Raw genomic sequence first — 18,834 nt, forward strand, 5'->3', positions numbered from 1 at the left:
CTTTTTAGTGTTATTTATTAAAGCTATTAGGCTTTAGCAAACGCATCTTGTAGTGGAGGTACTACTTGCTTTTTACGGCTTAATACACCATCTAACCATACTTTATCATTTTCTGGTTTTACGCCGTAAGCCTGCTCAACTAAGTTTGCATCGTCAGATACAATTAGCATTTGTGAGCCTTCTTTCATAATATCGGTAAGCAGCAAAAATACTGAGTGACGATTACCTTCGGCTTTAAGCTTTGCAATATCAGCTTCAAGGTCAGCTTTAATATCGTCAAACACAGCAAGGTCGATTACTTCTAGTTGGCCAATACCTACTAGGTTACCGTTCATGTTGAAATCTTTAAAGTCACGCATAACTAAGTCACGTGCAGGTGTATCTTCTACTGCAGACTTAACGCGAAACATATCCATGCCTAGTTCTTTAAAGTCTTCAACACCCGCAATTTCAGCAAGTGCTTCAACACATTTAATATCGGCAGTGGTACATGTAGGTGATTTAAATATTACGGTGTCGCTTAAAATTGCACACATCATAATACCTGCGATGTCTTTAGGGATTTCTACGCTGTAAAAATCGTACATCATTTTAATAATGGTATTTGAGCAGCCAACAGGACGGATCCAACATTCAAGCGGAGTAGATGATGTTAAGTCACCTAATTTATGGTGATCTACCACGCCAACAACGCGGGCTTGGTCGATATCATCAGGTGCTTGTGTTTTTCTGTGTGATCGACAATATACACATCTTCGCCCGCGTAGCTTAATTTAAGCTCAGGTGCTTCGAAGCCAAATTTATCAAGGATAAATTGAGTTTCTGGTGAAACTTCACCAAGACGAGTTGGTATTGCCGGCTCATCAATTTGGTTTTTTAAATAAGCCAGTGCAATTGCACCACAAATAGAATCTGAATCTGGGATTTTATGGCCCACTACATACATAGACATTGACGGAACTCCTTTAAATTTGCCGATATTCTAACAAAGTCTGCGCCCTTTAACATATAGACAGTGCAATTAAGTTTTAGTTACACTTTAAAATATTGAATTTACTAGGTGTATAAATATGCGACTGGGCCGTAAGGGGTGGAATAACGTTATAATCTTCTCGATGCTGATTATGATTTTCTTTTTAAATGGTTGGCATAAGCAGTTTTTAAGTGGTGAACAAGAGCCCACATTGCAAGCGGTGTTACCTACACAAAGCTTTGTTTTAACCCTTAGTTTTGTTGATCAAAAAATTGAGCGTATTGGTACTAGTTGGCGTACAACTGCAATAAAGAAAGATGTGCCTGTTTTTTGGCAACCGTCAGAGCAACAACTACAAGAACTTGTTAATATTTGGCAAGGAATACAGTTGCCAGTGGTTAATGAGTCTGTGGTTTTTAACCCAAATGCGCCTTTGTTTGTTGCCACATTTGAATTAGCTGGAGAAAGTTTGCCTTGGGTATATTTACTTTACAAAGGAAATAATCAGTATTATTTACTCGAAAAAAGTACTCAGCGCGTATTTGCACTTGATATAACTATAGCTACACAGCTGTTTCCTAGTTTTGATTTTTCACAAAGTGGGTCTAATTAATGCCTGAATTACCAGAGGTAGAAGTGAGCCGAATGGGCATTACTCCTCATATAAAAAACCAAGTTGTAACCAAGGTTAATATTTATAATGCGAGTATGCGCTGGCCAGTACCTGACGATGTTTACCAGCTAGAGGGGTTAACTGTTACCAATATTGAGCGCCGTGCAAAATATTTATTGCTGCATTGTGAGCTTGGTAGCACTATTTTACATTTAGGTATGTCAGGTAACCTACGGGTTGTAGATAAGAGCGAGCCTTTAAAAAAGCACGACCATGTTGAATTTGTATTTGCTAATGATAAAGCGCTGCGCTTAAACGATCCTCGCCGCTTTGGGTGTTGCTTATGGCAAGAGCCAGGTGAGGTGCATAAGTTACTCTCAAAGCTTGGCCCAGAGCCCTTAACGGATAACTTTTTCGCAAAGCGGGTGTACGAGCAGTCACGCAATAAAAAAGTACCTGTAAAACAGTTTATTATGGATAACGCTGTGGTAGTAGGGGTTGGGAATATTTACGCTAACGAGTCATTGTTTAAAGCTGGGATTCATCCAAAGCGCGAAGCGGGGAAGGTGTCACTTAAGCGTTATCAAGTACTTATCCCTATAATAAAAGACACGCTTGCTGCCGCTATAACTCAAGGTGGTACCACGCTTAAAGACTTTGCACAAAGTGATGGTAAGCCGGGTTATTTTGCTCAAGAGCTATTGGTATATGGGCGAAAAGGAAAGCCCTGTTTAACGTGTGATAATGAGCTGGAAGAAATAAGGCTGGGGCAGCGTAGTACTGTTTTTTGTTCACATTGCCAAAAGTAACTACCTTTACTTTCTAATGCTATAAAGAAAACCCCGTTAACACATGGTGCTAACGGGGTTTTTAGTATATACAAAGCGTTTTAAACTTTAAATTCGTCTACCGATAAACGCAGCTCTTCGGCTAGTTTTGCTACTTCAGAGCTTGAGATATTAGTTTGGCTTGCGCCTTCAGCTGTTTGTTCTGCAATAGCAACAATTGACTCCAAACGTTCACTAATTTCTTCAGCCACTTGTTGTTGCTCAAGTGCTGCTGTAGATATTTCTTCACTCACGTCATGGGCTTGCGATACCGCAAAGGTGATTGAGTCAAGCGCTGTACTTGCTAAGTCAGTTTGCTCTACACACGATACTGCGCGTTGCTTACCTTTGGTCATTGCTGTTACAGCCGCTTCTGCGCCCGTTTGTAGCGATTCAATCATTGATTGGATCTCTTGGGTTGACTCTTGAGTTTTACTTGCCAGTGAGCGTACTTCGTCTGCTACAACGGCAAAGCCACGGCCGTATTCACCTGCACGCGCTGCTTCGATTGCGGCGTTAAGCGCGAGTAAGTTAGTTTGATCTGCAATGCCACGAATAACATCAAGTATGCTGCCAATCGATGCACTATCTTGGTGAAGCTTATTAATAACTTGGGAGGCATCATCAACCTCGCGCGCAAGTTGCTCAATAGTTGCTTTGTTATTGTTTGAAATACCTTTAACACGTTCAGCTTCTTTATCTGCGTTTTTAATTTCGCTTAATGCTTGCTGTGCACTATTGCTTACTGTTTGCGATGTACTGCTCATTTCAGTCGTTGCTGTTGCTGCCTGCTGTACTTGTGCCTGCTGGTTACTAATAGCTTGGCTTGATTCTGCAGTAATTGCCGAAGTCTCTTCTGATGCAGCTGCTAATTGGGTCGAGCGAGAAATAATCCCTTTGATTAAGCTGCGTAAGCTGTCTATTAGAGTATTACAGCTTTTTGATAGCTCGCCAAATTCGTCTTTAGCGCTGTCATCCAAGCGTTGAGTCATATCACCACTGGCTACAATATCTAAAATTCTGTTTACTTCGGCAAGTGGCTTGGTAATACGGCTTACGGTTATATATGCAATAGCGATGGCGAGTAGAGTTGCTATTATCATACCAACCCATGTCCATAAGTTTGCTGAGTCTACGTCGTTACGAACGCCTTTTTGAAGCTCAAAGGCAACATTACTTGCTTGCGAAACTAACTCGTCAATTTGATTAAGTGCTATTTTTGTTGCGGCTTCTGAGTCGGCTAGCTCTTTTTCAGTGAGCGCAATTGAATCAATTAAACGTTTTTTATTCGCGGCTAAACTGTTGTTACCTTTTACGTTACTCTCAAGTGCTTCAACATGCTCTTTGAGGTCATTAAACAAGTCGCTATGGCTTTGCTCAATAGCCGGTTTAATTAGAGCAACAGTGCGTGTTACTTCTTCAAGATAGTAGGTTTGCTCACTTTTAACGATATCTAATGTGGTCAACGTTTTTACTGTTAACATGTCGGTACTGTTGGTAACCACCGACATAAAGTTATTTTCCAAGTTATTTGCAGCTTGGAAAGCACGAGGGTGGTCTTGTTCAAAACCATCTATATCAATTATGTCTAAAACTACTGAGTTAGCATCTTCTGCGCTAAGCTCAATGGCTTCAATTTGTGCAGTGAGTGTTTTATTTAATGCCAGTTGTTTATTTTTATCTTCGAGTAAGTTTTCAACAATACTTAAAAAGTTTTCATAGGTTTGCTCAACACTTTGACTACTTTTACTTAGTTCAGGGTCGTTTTTAACAACGCTCTGAAGCTGTGCATGGAGTTCGTTGAATGATTTTTTTTGTTCGAATACTCTTTTTTTAATGGGTTCAAGCTCACTTGCAGATGAAGTATAAAAACTTGCTTGTGCTGCCTTACTCATTAATATGAATTCAGCTTGTAGCTCTGAACTTTTGTTTAATGCCGGTAATGATAGCTGGTTCACCTGTTGAGTAGAACGGTCTATATTCGCTATTTTAATTAACGAATTGCCGCCAATAATTAAAAGTAATAGCGTGATAAATATAAAACCACCCCAAATACGTTGGCTCACTGTTAGATTCATATGGATTTCCACTCAAAGATACTTTAATTAAAACTTATCGGCTTTTATTCGGATAAGTTAAGTAATTAAAATCAATTACTTTAATTAATTTTAACTATTAGTTTATAAATCTAACAGATGTATTGGAATTTTTCTAGGTTATTTAGGTAAAAAGAGTCATTTTTCTATAAATAGATTTTTTGTTTTAAGTTCCATTAACGTCATCCCGTTACCCCATACACAGCCTGTGTCTAAAGCATGAACATGGTTAACCCCTGTTTTACCCTCAAGTGATGCCCAGTGGCCAAAAACAAGCTCATCCTTAAGTGTGAGAATGTTCTTGTGCATAAACCACGGTGTTAACATTTTGCTATCTGCTATTGCACCTTTTGCATTAAGGTCTAGCTTATGGTCATGGGTTAAAAAGCGCATGCGGGTAAAGTAGTTAACTATATATCTAAACTTTTCGTAGTCATTGAGTGTTGTTGACCACTTTTTAGGATGGGGAGAGTACATATGCTTAAAAAAGTTTTTTGCATTCTTTGATTGATAGCAAGCTTGAGCAAATTTTGCGTGTTGCAATGCATCTTCAATTGACCAATCAGGGTTTAAGCCTGCATGGGAGATAAAGCAATTATGTGTTTTTAAATATAAAGCGAGTGGTTGGGTTTGTAAAAAAGAGATATAACGCTTGAGTAAGCTGCTTTTAAAAATAGGGGCTAATTTATCTTTTGGGTTAGTCGGTTTATTTAAAAAATAACAAGCAATCATGTGCAAATCATGATTGCCCAGTGTGACTGTCATGCTGTCTTGATGTTGATAGATGAAATCAAGGCAGGCAAGTGAGTCAGGACCACGGGCAACAATATCACCCACTAAATATAGGTGATCTTTACTTGGATTAAAATCAACCCTTTGTAACAAGGTGCTGAATTCTTTGAAGCACCCTTGTAAATCACCTATTGCATAATCGGCCATGTAGCGTTTTTACTAATGCAAAATATTAGGGCAAGCTAAACGAAATACATTAATAGGTGCTTCAAACTCTGCACCAAACTCGTTGCGTAGCGTGTAGTGGCCTTGCATTGTACCAACAGGTGTATCTAGGATAGCACCACTGGTGTATTTGTAACTCTCACCTGGGCCAATTGTTGGGGTTTCGCCAACAACGCCTTCGCCCTCAACTTCAACTTCTTTGCCGTTTGCGTCTGTAATCAACCAATAACGATGCAATAACTTAGCACTACATAAACTATGATTTTTTATTGTTACAGAGTAGGCAAATACGTATTTTTCTATTTCCGGCTGTGATTGACCTTCAACATAAAATGTCTCTACAGACACCTTTACAGGTGATCCAATATTACTGCTCTTTGTCATAAATCCAGTTAGCTATATCAATAAATTGTTGTAAAGATAAACTTTCAGCACGTAATGTAGCGTCAACACCTATGCTTGCCATTTCTTCAGCTGTAAGTAAGTTGCCAAGGCTGTTTCGTAATGTTTTACGGCGTTGATTAAACGCTTCTAAACATACAGTGTTAAGTATTTTTACGCTTTTAGCTGTTCGTTGTTCAGGCTTTTTAGGAATTAAGCGAATAACTGCAGAGTCAACTTTAGGAGCGGGCTTAAAGCACTCTGGTGGCACTTCAATTACAGGCATTGCATTACAGTAGTACTGCGTCATCACGCTTAAACGACCAAATGTTTTACTGCCAGGACCTGCAACCATGCGCTTTACAACTTCTTTTTGAAGCATAAAGTGCATGTGCTCAATGTTATCGGCAAACTCAAAAAGATGAAATAACAATGGCGTGGAGATGTTGTAAGGTAAATTACCAAACACTTTTAACTTTTTGTCGTCTTTAACTAAGCTTGCAAAGTCGTACTTCATTGCATCGCCTTGGTTTACCGTTAATTTTGGCCCTAAAAATGGGTGTTCAATTAAGCGTTTTGCAAGGTCTTTATCTAGCTCTACAACTGTTAGGTGTCCGCTAAGTTCAGCCACAGGTTCGGTGATCGCACCTAAGCCTGGGCCTATTTCTACTAAATTATCTTCTGGTTTAGGATCGATTGCTGAAACTATTTTATCGATGATCATTTCATCAAATAGAAAGTTTTGTCCAAAACGTTTTCGGGCGCGGTGTCCTAAGTGTACTTTATCGGTCATTGATTCTGTGCTTTTTCATGGGCGAGCTTAATTGCTTCGCGGATCGCTAATTCAAAACTTCCAACATCGGCTGTACCTGTACCAGCTAAATCTAGCGCTGTACCGTGGTCAACTGAAGTGCGAATAAAAGGTAAACCCAGCGTGATATTCACCGATTTACCAAATCCTTTGTATTTTAGCACAGGTAAACCCTGATCGTGATACATAGCAAGTACGGCATCGGCCTCAGAAAGGTATTTATCCTGAAATAATGTATCGGCAGGTAGTGGACCAATTAAATTCATCCCTTGGCTTCTTAAAATATCAAGGGTAGGGGTAATTGTGTCTATTTCTTCACGGCCCAAGTGACCATCTTCACCGGCGTGCGGATTTAACCCACAGACTAATATACGTGGCTTTTCAATACCAAACTTAGTCCGTAAGTCGTGATCTAAAATAGTGGCAACCTTGGTCAGGCGGTCTTCGGTGATTGCACGAGAAACATAAGCCAGTGGAATATGTGTTGTCACAAGCGCAACACGAAGTCCTTCAGTGGCTAATAACATGACAACATCTGCTGTGTTTGACTGCTGTGCAAAATACTCTGTGTGGCCACTGAATGAAATACCGGCTTTATTAATAATGCCTTTGTGAACAGGGCCTGTAACTACAGCGTCAAACGTGCCATCCATGTTTTTTTCGCTTGCGATACGCAAGGTGTCTAACACGTATTGGCCATTAGCATCGTTAAGTACGCCTAACTCTACATCATCACCTAAATTGACTTGATAAATATACACGCTGCCTGCGGGTGTTGCTTTAGCAGGAGCGCTTTCATCAAACTCAATGAGGTTTATAGGTAAACCTAAAAGTTTTGCACGTTCTTTTAAAAGTTTGGCATCAGCAAGCACAACAAGTTGTGCGTCCCACGCTTGCTGAGCAAGCGTAATGAGCAAATCTGGACCAATACCGGCAGGTTCACCTGGTGTAATTGCTATTCTTAAGGTCATATTTATTCGTCTGTAGGGAAAATTTCAACATGGGCTTGTTCGCGCATTTCTTGCTGCCAGTTGAAGCTTTCTTCTTTAAATTTACGGTTAAATAGCATGCCATGTGCGCGGTTACGTTTTGCTAACTCTGTTTTATCAGCAACACGTTTGTCGAGTAGTTGTACTATATGCCAACCAAACTGGGTTCTAAAAGGCTCGCTAATCTCGTTTTGTTTGAGCGATAGTAATGTATCTCTAAACGCAGGGACATAGGTGGTTGGATCAGTCCAATCGTATTCGCCGCCTTTGAGTGCAGAGCCTGGATCTTCAGAGTATTCTTTTGCGAGCTCGCCAAAATCAGCGTTGCCAGCACGTAGGTCTTTAGCAAAACCAGCAAGCATATTACGTGCTTTTTCTTCGCTTAAAATAATTGAAGGTTCAATAAGTATGTGGCGTGAGCGCACTTCTGTTGTTTCAACTACTTGTAGGCCACGCACATCTTGAACTTTAATAATATGAAAGCCAGCACCTGAGCGAAGTGGCCCTACGATAGCATCTTTCTTTTTACTCTTTACAGCTTCAGCGAAAAGAGAAGGCATCTCATTTATACCCATCCAACCTAATTGACCGCCTTCAAGTGCTTTTGAGCCGCTTGATGATGAAATTGCAATGCGTTTAAATTCTTGGCCGTCGTTAAGTAATTCAATAACTTTATCAGCACGTGTTTTAGCCGCTGATATTTCATCTGCTGTTGCTTCGTTAGGAATATCGATCAGGATGTGGCCAATATCATACTCTTCCGCACTTTGACCTTGGCTAGCCATTATTTTTAATAAATTATCGACTTCTTGCTCACTAATATAAATGCGGCGGTCAACGTTTGCGCGGGTAACTTGTTGTGTTGTGATCTCTTTACGTATTTCTTCACGGTATGCTTGAAAGCTATCGCCAGATGCTTCAACCGTACGTCGTAAATCGCTAATTGTACCGCCTTGCTCTTTTGCAATGTTAGCAAGCGTTTGATCTAACTGGCTGTCAGAAATTTGTAAACCCATGCGCTCAGCCATTTGCATCATCAGTGCTTGGCTAACTAAACGTTCCATGGCTTGCACACGTAAAGTTTCGTCTTTAGGTAATTGTTGACCTTGTTCTTGGGCTTGCTTTTTTACGCGATCAACAATGGAGTTTACTTCGCTTTGTAAAATAACACCTTGGTTTACAATGCCAACAACTTTGTCAATTTCTACTGGTTCAGCAAATGCATTTTGGCACAGGCTGATACTTAAAACGGTTGATACTAATAATTTTTTTAAAGTCATGTTCTATTTACTACTCTTGCTAATAGTACGTTTGTGATACTAGTTATTAAGAAAATACGGTCTACGATAGCCAAAAATACCTTGTTGTAATAGTTTTTGTGCATCATAGCGGCTTTTACTTCCCAGTCCTTTTAGTACAAAATTAAAACTAATACCTGAATCAAAGGTGGCTTGCTCTGTACCTATTGAATGATTTAAATCAGTTTCGATTTGGCGGTGACCAGTAATTTGAAACGCCCAACAGCACGATTCATACTGCAATCCACTTAATATTTCGACACTTCGGTTGTTTTCAAGGTCGCGATGATAGCTTGCAATAAACTGCCATTCGTCACTTATTGGAATACTTGTAAACACACCTGTTTGCTCGATTGTATTTCCTGAGACATCATTTGCATAGCGATGGTTCAATTGCACTAGCTGATTATTATCACCTTTGTAATCTAAAGTGGCATTTGATTGAATCATTTGTTTGCTATCAGTGTTGTACTGTATACCCGCAGAAAAATACCAACGACGATGCCAATGTACCATGGTTTGCGCTGCAAATAATGCATTGTAATTGGTATCTGAGTTTAAGCTTTGCTCGGTTGGCTTGGCATCATCAGATAAATAAAAGATTTGTCCGGCACTAAAGTTAAAAATCTCTTCTTGTTTTTTATCAAATAAGCGCGTTGTTGCACCGAGCGTAAACTGGTTTGCAGCAGCTATTCGATCAACACCAGAAAAGCGTGTGTCTCTAAATAAGCCGTAATAATCGTCTTGTAATTTGGTTGTATCGTATAAACCAATATCAGATTGATCCTTATTAGGCGTATATAAATACTGTATTTGCGGCTCTAGTGTTTGAATACCGTCTTGGACAAGGTAGGACGTATCGCGCTCAAAATTAAGCTGTGAATATAAACGTACTTTTGGCAAAGTACGCGATACACTCTGCTTAAACTGTGTGCCAGATAGGTCACCTTGTTGATCGTAATTTGTTTGTAATAAGCTTACTTCAGATAAAAATGACCATGCGTATTGGTCGTAATCAAACCGTGCTTTTGGCTCAATATGAACTCGAGTTGCTTGATCTATAATTGCAGAGCTGTTGGTAAAATGGCTCAACTCACCAGACACGCTAAAATCAAAATGATCAAATTTCCATGGTGCTGTTTGTGTGAAATTAATTTGTGGGATAGCAGTGTACGACTCTAAGTGATCACCCAGTACCTCAAAGTTTTGAACTTTTATATCGGTCCGCCATGTGTCTCCTAAATGGGTCAGTACGCCGGTACGATAAAGTTGGGTGTCGGTTTTACTCGCATAACTTGATTCTAAATCAGTAATGTAGTTATCGTCGCTTACATTGGTAACGTCAACACTTGCTCGCCAATTTTCGTTTAAGTAACTTTTTTGCTGCCAATGAAACATGTAGCGCTCACCAAGCGCTGGCTCTGAGTCGTCTTTGTTTAGGTATTCTATACCCACTAGGCCTTCATGTTGCTTGGTTAAATATCTAAGCTCTGTTTTTAGTTGCAAACCCTTGTTAGCCATATAACGCGGCGTGATGGTGGCATCTAAGTTAGGCGCAATATTCCAATAATAAGGAGTAATGGTTTCTAAGCCATACTTGTCTGAACTTGAAATACTAGGCGTGAGTAATCCCGATTTACGGCGCTCGTCTAATGGAAAAGTAAAATAAGGTAAATACAAAACAGGGGTATTTAAAATTCGAAGTATGGCGTTGTGAGTTTCGCCCCAACCTTCTTCGCGAGATAAATTAATCTCGTCGGCTTCAATTTCCCAAGCTGGGGTTTCGCCCGGACAAGCAGTAAAGCTTGCATTCATCAGTACTAAGCCAGAATCATTTATAGTGAGCTTTTCAGCACCGCCTTTACCTTGTTGTTCTGTTAGCTTGTAATCAGCACCTAACAGGCTAATTTCTGAGTTATTTAAATCGGCATTTAACCCTGAGCTATTTACGTTACTAACAGCATCGCGATATACAATAGGACCTGTGGCATTAAGTAAACCACGTTGCTTGTCTATCAATGCAGTTTGTGCGGACAAACTCATATTAACGGTGTTAATATCAACATTGCCGGTAAATTCGGCGCTTTGAGTACCAAGGAGTTCTACATCATCAGCTTTAATGTCAACATTACCGAGTTTTACGCCAGGTAGCGGTTGCCAAGCTCTGGTTTGCATTGAAGTGCCACAAAGTTTGTGTGTCAGTTCAGTTTCGGCAAGCGATGGTGCGCTAACTACGCTTAGCATCAAAATGCCCCAGGTTTTGCTCATTTATTGACCCTAATACTGTGTGTATAAATATAATTTACACATAATAAAGGAAAATAATGGCAAATACAGTAATTGACCTAATTAACTTAGTTAAAAATAGATATCTTATAAAATGACACGCTTTGATAATTTACAACACTTCATAACGACCCACTTTGGCAAACGGCCAGATACCCTTGAGGCGATAACCGGAGATGCGAGTTTTAGGCGGTATTTTCGCTTAACAATTAATAATCAGCACTTTATTGTAATGGACTCCGATCCACAAAAGGTCAATAACGCACCGTATTTATCTTTGAATCAAGTTTTTACTGACCAGGGTTTTTTGTTACCGCATATTATTAAAAGTGATGAACAACAAGGCTTTTTTATTTTAACTGATTTAGGCAGCACACACTTAGCTGACATGCTTAATGATGCAAATAGAACCGACTACTACACACAGTTAATAAGTTTATCAGCCAAGTGGGCACAAACGCCTGAGGCTTCAGATATGCAGGCCTATGGTAAAGACTTTATAGCGCTTGAATTGTCGATATTCAGCCAATGGTTAGTAAAAGAGTTTATTGCTGAACGCGTTGATACAAACCAACTTAAAATGTGGGAGTCGAGCTGCGATCTACTCACTCAAACCATGCTTGAACAACCCACGGTAACTGTGCATCGCGACTACCACAGCCGTAATATTATGCACAGCGATTCTCAGTGGGCAATAATTGATTACCAAGACACCGTACGAGGGCCACTTTGTTACGATTTAGTTTCGTTGTTACGCGATTGCTATTTTAAGCTCCCTAACAATGAACTCGCTCAGCTATTAGCATTTGGATATAACGAGTTTAAACGCGAAGGCTTAGTCAGTAATACTTCGTTTGAAGAATTTAAAGTTTGGTTTGACTTAACGGGTTTACAGCTTCATTTAAAAGCCGCCGGTATATTTTGTCGCCTGTATTTGCGTGACGGCAAGACAGGTTATTTAGCTAATATTTTGCCTACCCTTGAATATATTGTAGATGTTGCTGAACGCTATCCTGAACTTAATGCACTCAGTGAATGGGTTAAAAATACGATAGTGCCAAAAGTGACTAAAAGATTAGAGCAGGTAAATTTATGAAAGCCATGATTTTAGCCGCAGGGCGTGGGCAGCGCATGATGCCGCTCACTCAAGCTATGCCTAAACCTATGCTTAAAGTGCAAAATAAACCACTAATAGAGCACCATGTTAATAACTTAAAGGCCGCTGGCATTACCGACATAGTGATAAACCTTGCATGGCAGGGTGATAAAATTAAAGCGTACTTTAAAGATGGCAGTCAATTTGGTGTAAATATTGTTTATAGCCAAGAAGTTGAAGGCGGCCTTGAAACCGCGGGTGGTATTATTCAAGCACTTCCTTTATTGGGAGAGTCGTTTATTGTGATAAATGGCGATGTATTTACCGATTACGATGTAAGCTCGCTTATGCAATTACATTTACAACCAGGTGAGGCACATTTGGTGCTTATTGAAAATCCCCCACATAATCTTGATGGGGATTTTACATTGAGCCACTTATCGCCAGATAGTCAAAAATATACGTTTTCGGGTATTAGCCGTTATCAGGCTGACTTTTTTAATGGTTTAGAGCCGGGCATTCGTCCGCTTGGGCCGTTATTGCGAGAAAAACTAAGTAAGCATTTAGTGTCTACCGAGCTTTATATTGGTAATTGGGATGACATAGGCACACCAGCGCGTTTAACGGCATTAAATGAGCGCTTGGCTTAAGCCGACACATAATTAATAGGAGTAGTCGTTTACATGTGGGGAAAAATACTCGGATTTTGTTTTGGTTTTATGTTTGGCAAAATTTTTGGTGCTATTTTAGGGTTATACCTTGGTCATTTATTTGATAAAAGCTTAAAAAATAATTTTGATAAGGCGGGTGGTTTTTCAAGTTTATTTAATGGTGATGACGTTCACGAGCGCCAAGCGCTATTCTTTTCAAGCTGTTTTGCAGTGATGGGGCATATTGCAAAGTCTAATGGCCGAGTAAGCGAGGTACACATTAAAGCCGCTAGCTTATTTATGGACGAAATGGGTTTGAAAGGCGAAGAACGCCGTGAAGCACAGCATGCATTTCAAGCGGGTAAACAAAGCGACTTTTCATTAAAAGAAACCGTCTATGATTTTAAAGAACGCTTTGCTAAGCGTCATGACTTACTGCAATTATTTTTAGAAATACAAATTCAAATGGCGTTTTCTGATGGCGTTTTAGCTGAGCAAGAAAAGCAGTTATTAAGTGAAGTAAGCAAGCAGTTAGGTATTTCTAAAACTCATTTTGCGTTTGTACTTAAACGCTATCAAGCTGAATTTAACTTTAGAAAACAGCAACAGCGTTACCAACAGCAGCAAGGGCAAAGTAGTAGTTATAAAGAAGGCTCAGGGCACCATGTACCCCCCAACAATAATATGAATCGTGCGCAAGCGCTTGGGCTTTTAGGACTTAACGATGGGGCAACCGAGCGGGAAGTAAAAGTAGCTTACCGAAAGTTAATGGCGCAACATCACCCTGATAAATTAGTATCGCAAGGTTTACCAAAACATATGATGGAATTGGCGGTTAAAAAAAGCCAAGACATTCAAGCAGCCTATGAGTATTTAAAAAAGGCGGCGTAAAAAGCCGTCTATTTCTTTTGTTAGCCGAGCATGTTGTTGAGGTTGATCACGAAGCCCAAATAACTGGCGCTGGCGGTAGTCAAACTTGGCGTTTCGGTTAACCCAGCGCTGGCGATTTTTTAAGTTAATTAAAATATCACGGTTGTCGCTGGCGTAATAAATATCTAAAAATGCAGGCGTAACAAGAGACGTTGTTTGGCTTAAGCTTTTATTGCGCTTTGCATTGGGCAGATAGCTACTTACACTAATAAACGCATCAATACGCTCCTGTGGAAAGTCTGCATAGTACTCAGTTAAAACCCCTGCGCTGGTGCCTTGCGCAATTACAACGATATTAGTGGGTTCTTGCATCGCGGTTAGGTAAAGCGCTTTGTAGCGAGCAAGTAAATTTAGTTTGTAGTTATCGAGTATTTCGTCGCTGATGGCTTCAATGGCATCCACATGATGAGGCGCTTCATTTTTACTTGAAGCATTAGGCTGCTCTGACTCACTGTTGGCTTGACTCTCTGTTTCAGTGGCGGCACTTGGTGCTGTTTCTGCAGCAGGCTCAGCTATTTTACTCGCTTGCCAATCAATATCAGGGGTGGTCATCGCATAGGTGGTGTAGCCTAAATTGTTAAGCTCTTTGCGCAAGTAACTCATTCCAGCATTGTTGGTAGGGGTTGATTGCCAATCGGGAATAAGTAATACAATCCCTCTAAAATCAGCGCTCATGTATTCACTACGTAAACTTAAAAATTCAGTTTCACCTGCTAGCATTGTTTTTACTTCGTCGGTAGGTAAAAGGCGTTTAATATCGCTATTTTCAATACTTGATAAAGAAGGCGGAGCAATATGTTCTGCAGCCTTTGTACAGAGTGCTAAAAAGGCTACACAGCTAAATGCCATGTAACACAGAACCTTTTTAAATAATTGCACAAACACCATAACACGCTCAACCAGTCGTCATTAATTAGGTATCGGCATGCTTGTTTAAAAGTTTAATTTTTCCTAAGTAATTGAGCCCATTAAAACTCGGGTTCTGCTTCAAAGGTCATTACTTGTTCGGTTACTGGGTGTTTTAGTTGCAACATTTGTGCGTGGAGTTGTAAACGCGGTGCGGCTGCAAGCGCCTCTTTATGAGCATAGAGTCGGTCACCTAAAATGGGGTGGCCAAGGCTTAGCATATGTACGCGCAATTGATGTGAACGCCCCGTAATTGGAGTGAGCTCTACGCGTGTGGCGTTTTCTTCTCGTTCAAGTACTTTGAAATGAGTGAGTGATGGCTTGCCATTTTCATGATCTACCATTTGCTTTGGGCGATTAGGCCAGTCGCAAATAAGTGGCAAATCAACAGAGCCATTGTCTTGTTCAAGCTTACCAAAAACGCGAGCTATATAGCACTTAGCGGTTTCGCGTTCTTGAAATTGCATACTTAAATGTCGGTGTGCAGCTTTATTCATAGCAAGGCAGAGTATGCCAGACGTTGCCATATCAAGACGATGAACAATTCTTGCGGTTGGAAATACGCGATTAACGCGGTTAATTAAGCTGTCGGCATGCTTAGGATCTTTACCCGGCACGGTCAATAATTCACTGGGTTTATTAACAATAAGCAAGTCGTCGTCTTGAAAAAGTATGGTTAAATACGGATTCATTGGGGGGTTGTAATTAACTAACACGGCCGGCCTTAATGATTTTGAAGGACATTATTTTAAGGTAGCAAGGGCAAAGGCTCAAGGAAAACATTGATAGCCTGTACGAAGGCTTCTAATTTATATGCTTTTTTGAATATAAAAAAGCGCGGTATAAATACCACGCTTTACTTAGCTGCTGTTGTTTGCAATTTTTACTAACAACTAAAAGCTCAAAACCCTAGTGAGAAACCACGATTAAGCGAATTGCGTCTAGTTGTAACTGCGCTTTTTCAATGTGTGCAGTTAGCTCGGTGCGTTGCTTATCGTAAAAGGTAATTTCTTCTTGGCGAATATTAGGGTTAATTTGCTTGAGCGCGCTTAATCGCTCTTGCTCTTCGCTAAGAGACGTTTGCATTTTAGCTAGCGACTGTGCACGAATAACCTCGAGTTTTTCTTGTGCCATGTCTTTTGCTGTTGTGATCATAGGGTGAATTGCGCTTTGTAGTGCACCCGCAAGTTTACTTGCTGTTTGACGACCAACGGCTGAAAGCTGTTGGTTAAACCCGTCAAATGCGACGTTTTCGCCTAAGTTATTACTGGCTTTATCAAGCAATATACGAATAGGCGTTGGGGGTAAAAAGCGGCCCACTTGTAATGCTTTAGGCGCCATTGCTTCGGCTACAAAAATAAGCTCAACAAAAAAGGTAGCCCGCGAGGGTAGTTTTTGTTTTTGAGTAAGGCAACCGATGCGCTACCAAAGTCATCATCACAAATCATATCCATCGTGCCTTGCACCATTGGGTGATCCCAACTGATAAAATGAACATCTTCTTGCGAAAGTGCAGTATCACGGTCAAAGGTCACTGTCATGCCGTCATCTTTAAGCGATGGAAATGACGCGCTTAACATATGCTCTGTAGGCTTTAATATAATTGTATTTTCGCCTTTGTCTTCTTGGCTTACACCAAAAGTGTCGAACACGTTAATCATGTAGCTGGGCAACTCAAACTGGTTGTCGAGCTTTTCAATATCAGCAACTAATGAGTCGGCGGCGCCTTGTCCCGATGAGTGCAGTTCTAATAAACGATCTCGTCCACTTTCCATTTTTTTACGTAGCACAGTATTTTGCTGAGCTACTTGCTCAAGGAGTGGGTCAAGTTCGTCTTCATCACAGTTATGGGCTGAAATAAACTCGAGTAAGTCATCACGAAATTCTTTATACAATAGCTGGCCAGTTGTTGATGTGGTTTCAAACGCATCAAGGCCTTCGTTGTACCAACGTAGTAACACTTCTTGTGCCGTGTTTTCAAAGTATGGCACGTGAATGTTTACATCTTGTGTTTGCCCTATACGGTCTAATCGACCAATTCGTTGTTCTAGTAAATCTGGGTTTAATGGTAAATCAAATAACACTAGGTGATGTGAGAACTGAAAGTTACGACCTTCTGAGCCAATTTCTGAACACAATAATATTTGTGCGTTGTCGTATTCGTCTGCAAAAAAGGCGGCAGCGCGGTCACGCTCTATAATCGACATACCTTCGTGGAATACCGAGGCTTTAATCGCTTCACGTTCACGCAGTATTTGTTCAAGGCTAATAGCCGTTTCGGCTTTGGCACAAATAAGAAGTACTTTTTCGTGTTTAAGTGTTTTAAGTGTTTCGATTAACCAATCTACGCGAGGGTCAAAGGCGCCCCAGCTTGCGCTTTCACCTTCAAACTCTTGGAATATTTTTTCAGGAAAAAGAGCACGATGCGCGCTCAGCTCAGCGTTTTGAATACCACTCATGTTACCTAATACCGACATGGCCGTTTTGTATTGCTTTGGTAATGCCATTGGATAGGCATGCAATTTACGACTTGGGTAGCCATCAATGCCACTGCGGCTATTTCTGAACAATATACGCCCTGTACCGTGTCTGTCGAGTAGCATGTTAAGTATTTCTTTACGCGCTGGTAAATCACCTTGCTGCGCTTTTTCAAGAATGACGGTAATGTCGGTTTCTTTTAATAGCTCAATTAGCGTTGTTTTTGCATTGTCGTCAAGAGCTTGCTCTTGTAATAACTGGTTTGCCGCTTGCGCTACATCTTTGTAATTGGCTTCTTCTTCTTTGAATACGTCGTAGTCGTAAAAACGGTCTGGGTCGAGCAATTGTAAGCGAGCAAAGTGACTGCTATGGCCTAGTTGATCAGGCGTTGCTGTAAGTAAGATAAGGCCCGGAATATCTTGGCTTAGCTCAGCCATGCGTTGATATTCAGTACTTGGTTTACCGTTATTAATGCTTAAGTGGTGCGCTTCATCAACAACTAATAGATCCCAATCAGCCAATGTTGCTTGTTCAAACCAGCGCTTTTTCTTGGTTAAAAACTCAAGGCTAGTAAGGACTAGCTGCTCTGTATCAAATACATTTGGCGAGTCGGCAAAGGCTTCGTCGCAACGCTCTTCATCAAAAATAGAAAAACGTAAGTTAAAGCGGCGTAGCATTTCGACTAACCACTGGTGCTGAAGGTTTTCAGGTACAACAATAAGTACACGGCTGGCGCGACCACTAATAATTTGCTGATGCAGTATCATGCCTGCTTCAATGGTTTTACCTAAGCCTACTTCGTCAGATAATAATACGCGTGGTGCAAAACGTTTACCCACTTCTTGGGCAATGTAAAGCTGATGCGGAATAAGGTTAGCGCGTTGACCAATCAATCCTTTTATAGGTGATTGTTCGCGTTCAAATTTATGTTGCCATGTTTGGTAACGAAGCGTGTAACGATCAAAACGGTCTACTTGGCCGGCAAATAAACGGTCTTGTGGCTTATTAAATTTTATAAAATGATCTAAAAAGGTTTCTTTTAACTTTGCTTCTTCGCCGTTATCAACACGGGTGCCCACATAGCAAAGTAACTCACCTTGTACTTCAATAGATTCGACTTCTAATTCCCATTCTTCAACGCTTTTGATCACATCGCCTGGATTAAATGCCACACGGGTAACGGGTGCTTCTGCTGTAGAGTAAACACGGTTTTCACCACTGGCTGGAAATAATATGCTGACCTGGCGGCCTTCAATGGCAACAACGGTGCCTAATCCTAAATCTGACTCTGTATCACTGATCCAACGCTGACCTAAGGAAAAATTCATGTATGTCTCGTCTATGATGAAAAGGGCGGCTATGTTACCTGTAAGCTAACACCACTGCAAGGCGCTATTTAGCTCACTTTTAATTAATTTTATAAGTGTTAATTATAAAGAATAAAACCGCCATTTTTTAACCTATTAAAAAGGTAAATAAAAACTAAATTACAGGTTGTAATAAAACGGACTTTTATTGACAAATAAGACTAAACTTTACTAAT

At 40.4% G+C, this 18,834-nt stretch carries 14 protein-coding genes and 2 pseudogenes; 5 read left to right on the forward strand and 11 right to left on the reverse strand.

The genetic code is table 11. The features are described 5' to 3' along the window. Positions 1-26: 26 nt before the first annotated feature. Positions 27-952: pseudogene (locus tag P20480_RS18610) on the reverse strand (manganese-dependent inorganic pyrophosphatase). A gap of 118 nt (positions 953-1,070) precedes the next feature. Between P20480_RS18610 and P20480_RS04040 the strand changes: the two are divergent. Together P20480_RS04040 and mutM are read left to right on the forward strand one after the other, a co-directional pair. Beyond that, positions 1,071-1,586 carry a hypothetical protein gene (locus tag P20480_RS04040; protein ID WP_033025764.1) on the forward strand — a complete coding sequence of 172 codons (516 nt, stop codon included), beginning with the start codon at positions 1,071-1,073 and terminating at the stop codon, positions 1,584-1,586. Beyond that, complete coding sequence (gene mutM, locus P20480_RS04035) at positions 1,586-2,395, forward strand: bifunctional DNA-formamidopyrimidine glycosylase/DNA-(apurinic or apyrimidinic site) lyase (RefSeq protein ID WP_008131819.1); 810 nt, start codon at positions 1,586-1,588, stop codon at positions 2,393-2,395. Before P20480_RS04040 ends, mutM begins: the two co-directional genes overlap by 1 nt. An 80-nt stretch (positions 2,396-2,475) precedes the next feature. Here the strand turns inward: mutM and P20480_RS04030 are convergent, their stop codons facing one another. The 7 genes from P20480_RS04030 to lptD form a co-directional block, all read right to left on the reverse strand. Continuing rightward, complete coding sequence (locus P20480_RS04030) at positions 2,476-4,491, reverse strand: methyl-accepting chemotaxis protein (RefSeq protein WP_008131820.1); 2,016 nt, start codon at positions 4,489-4,491, stop codon at positions 2,476-2,478. Positions 4,492-4,647: 156 nt separating this feature from the next. Beyond that, complete coding sequence (locus P20480_RS04025; protein ID WP_008131821.1) at positions 4,648-5,448, reverse strand: symmetrical bis(5'-nucleosyl)-tetraphosphatase; 801 nt, start codon at positions 5,446-5,448, stop codon at positions 4,648-4,650. A 12-nt stretch (positions 5,449-5,460) separates the two neighbouring features. Continuing rightward, positions 5,461-5,850 carry a Co2+/Mg2+ efflux protein ApaG gene (gene apaG, locus P20480_RS04020; protein WP_006793227.1) on the reverse strand — a complete coding sequence of 130 codons (390 nt, stop codon included), beginning with the start codon at positions 5,848-5,850 and terminating at the stop codon, positions 5,461-5,463. Continuing rightward, positions 5,834-6,640: a 16S rRNA (adenine(1518)-N(6)/adenine(1519)-N(6))-dimethyltransferase RsmA gene (gene rsmA, locus P20480_RS04015; protein WP_006793226.1), complete on the reverse strand. Its 807-nt coding sequence runs from the start codon at positions 6,638-6,640 to the stop codon at positions 5,834-5,836. The genes apaG and rsmA overlap by 17 nt, the downstream gene beginning before the upstream one ends. Then, positions 6,637-7,629, reverse strand: coding sequence for a 4-hydroxythreonine-4-phosphate dehydrogenase PdxA (gene pdxA, locus P20480_RS04010; protein ID WP_008131824.1), 993 nt, complete (start codon positions 7,627-7,629; stop codon positions 6,637-6,639). Before pdxA ends, rsmA begins: the two co-directional genes overlap by 4 nt. 2 nt (positions 7,630-7,631) lie before the next feature. Beyond that, on the reverse strand, positions 7,632-8,927 hold the full coding sequence (gene surA / locus P20480_RS04005; protein ID WP_008131826.1) for a peptidylprolyl isomerase SurA: 1,296 nt from the start codon (positions 8,925-8,927) through the stop codon (positions 7,632-7,634). 39 nt (positions 8,928-8,966) lie between these two features. Next, positions 8,967-11,213 carry an LPS assembly protein LptD gene (lptD, locus tag P20480_RS04000; protein WP_033025766.1) on the reverse strand — a complete coding sequence of 749 codons (2,247 nt, stop codon included), beginning with the start codon at positions 11,211-11,213 and terminating at the stop codon, positions 8,967-8,969. Positions 11,214-11,325: 112 nt separating this feature from the next. On the opposite strand from lptD, the gene P20480_RS03995 reads away from it, so the two are divergent. The 3 genes from P20480_RS03995 to djlA are packed head-to-tail and all read left to right on the forward strand — an operon-like array spanning position 11,326 to position 13,868. Beyond that, on the forward strand, positions 11,326-12,327 hold the full coding sequence (locus P20480_RS03995; protein ID WP_008131830.1) for an aminoglycoside phosphotransferase family protein: 1,002 nt from the start codon (positions 11,326-11,328) through the stop codon (positions 12,325-12,327). Continuing rightward, complete coding sequence (gene murU / locus P20480_RS03990; protein ID WP_008131831.1) at positions 12,324-12,977, forward strand: N-acetylmuramate alpha-1-phosphate uridylyltransferase MurU; 654 nt, start codon at positions 12,324-12,326, stop codon at positions 12,975-12,977. Before P20480_RS03995 ends, murU begins: the two co-directional genes overlap by 4 nt. 33 nt (positions 12,978-13,010) lie before the next feature. Beyond that, positions 13,011-13,868, forward strand: a complete 858-nt coding sequence (gene djlA, locus P20480_RS03985) for a co-chaperone DjlA (protein WP_008131833.1) — start codon at positions 13,011-13,013, stop codon at positions 13,866-13,868. On the opposite strand, the gene P20480_RS03980 is transcribed toward djlA, so the two are convergent. From P20480_RS03980 to rapA, 3 genes and pseudogenes are all read right to left on the reverse strand, one after another. Beyond that, positions 13,851-14,795 (reverse strand): DUF3530 family protein, encoded by a 945-nt coding sequence (locus P20480_RS03980; protein WP_033025767.1) that lies wholly within the window; start codon positions 14,793-14,795, stop codon positions 13,851-13,853. The genes djlA and P20480_RS03980 overlap by 18 nt on opposite strands. Positions 14,796-14,875: 80 nt before the next feature. Beyond that, positions 14,876-15,529: a bifunctional tRNA pseudouridine(32) synthase/23S rRNA pseudouridine(746) synthase RluA gene (gene rluA / locus P20480_RS03975; protein WP_008131836.1), complete on the reverse strand. Its 654-nt coding sequence runs from the start codon at positions 15,527-15,529 to the stop codon at positions 14,876-14,878. Positions 15,530-15,722: 193 nt separating this feature from the next. Continuing rightward, positions 15,723-18,619 (reverse strand): annotated as a pseudogene (gene rapA / locus P20480_RS03970) (RNA polymerase-associated protein RapA). Positions 18,620-18,834: the final 215 nt, after the last annotated feature.

The sequence above is a fragment of the Pseudoalteromonas sp. BSi20480 genome (assembly GCF_000241365.1).
GTDB classification, from domain to species: Bacteria; Pseudomonadota; Gammaproteobacteria; order Enterobacterales; family Alteromonadaceae; genus Pseudoalteromonas; species Pseudoalteromonas marina.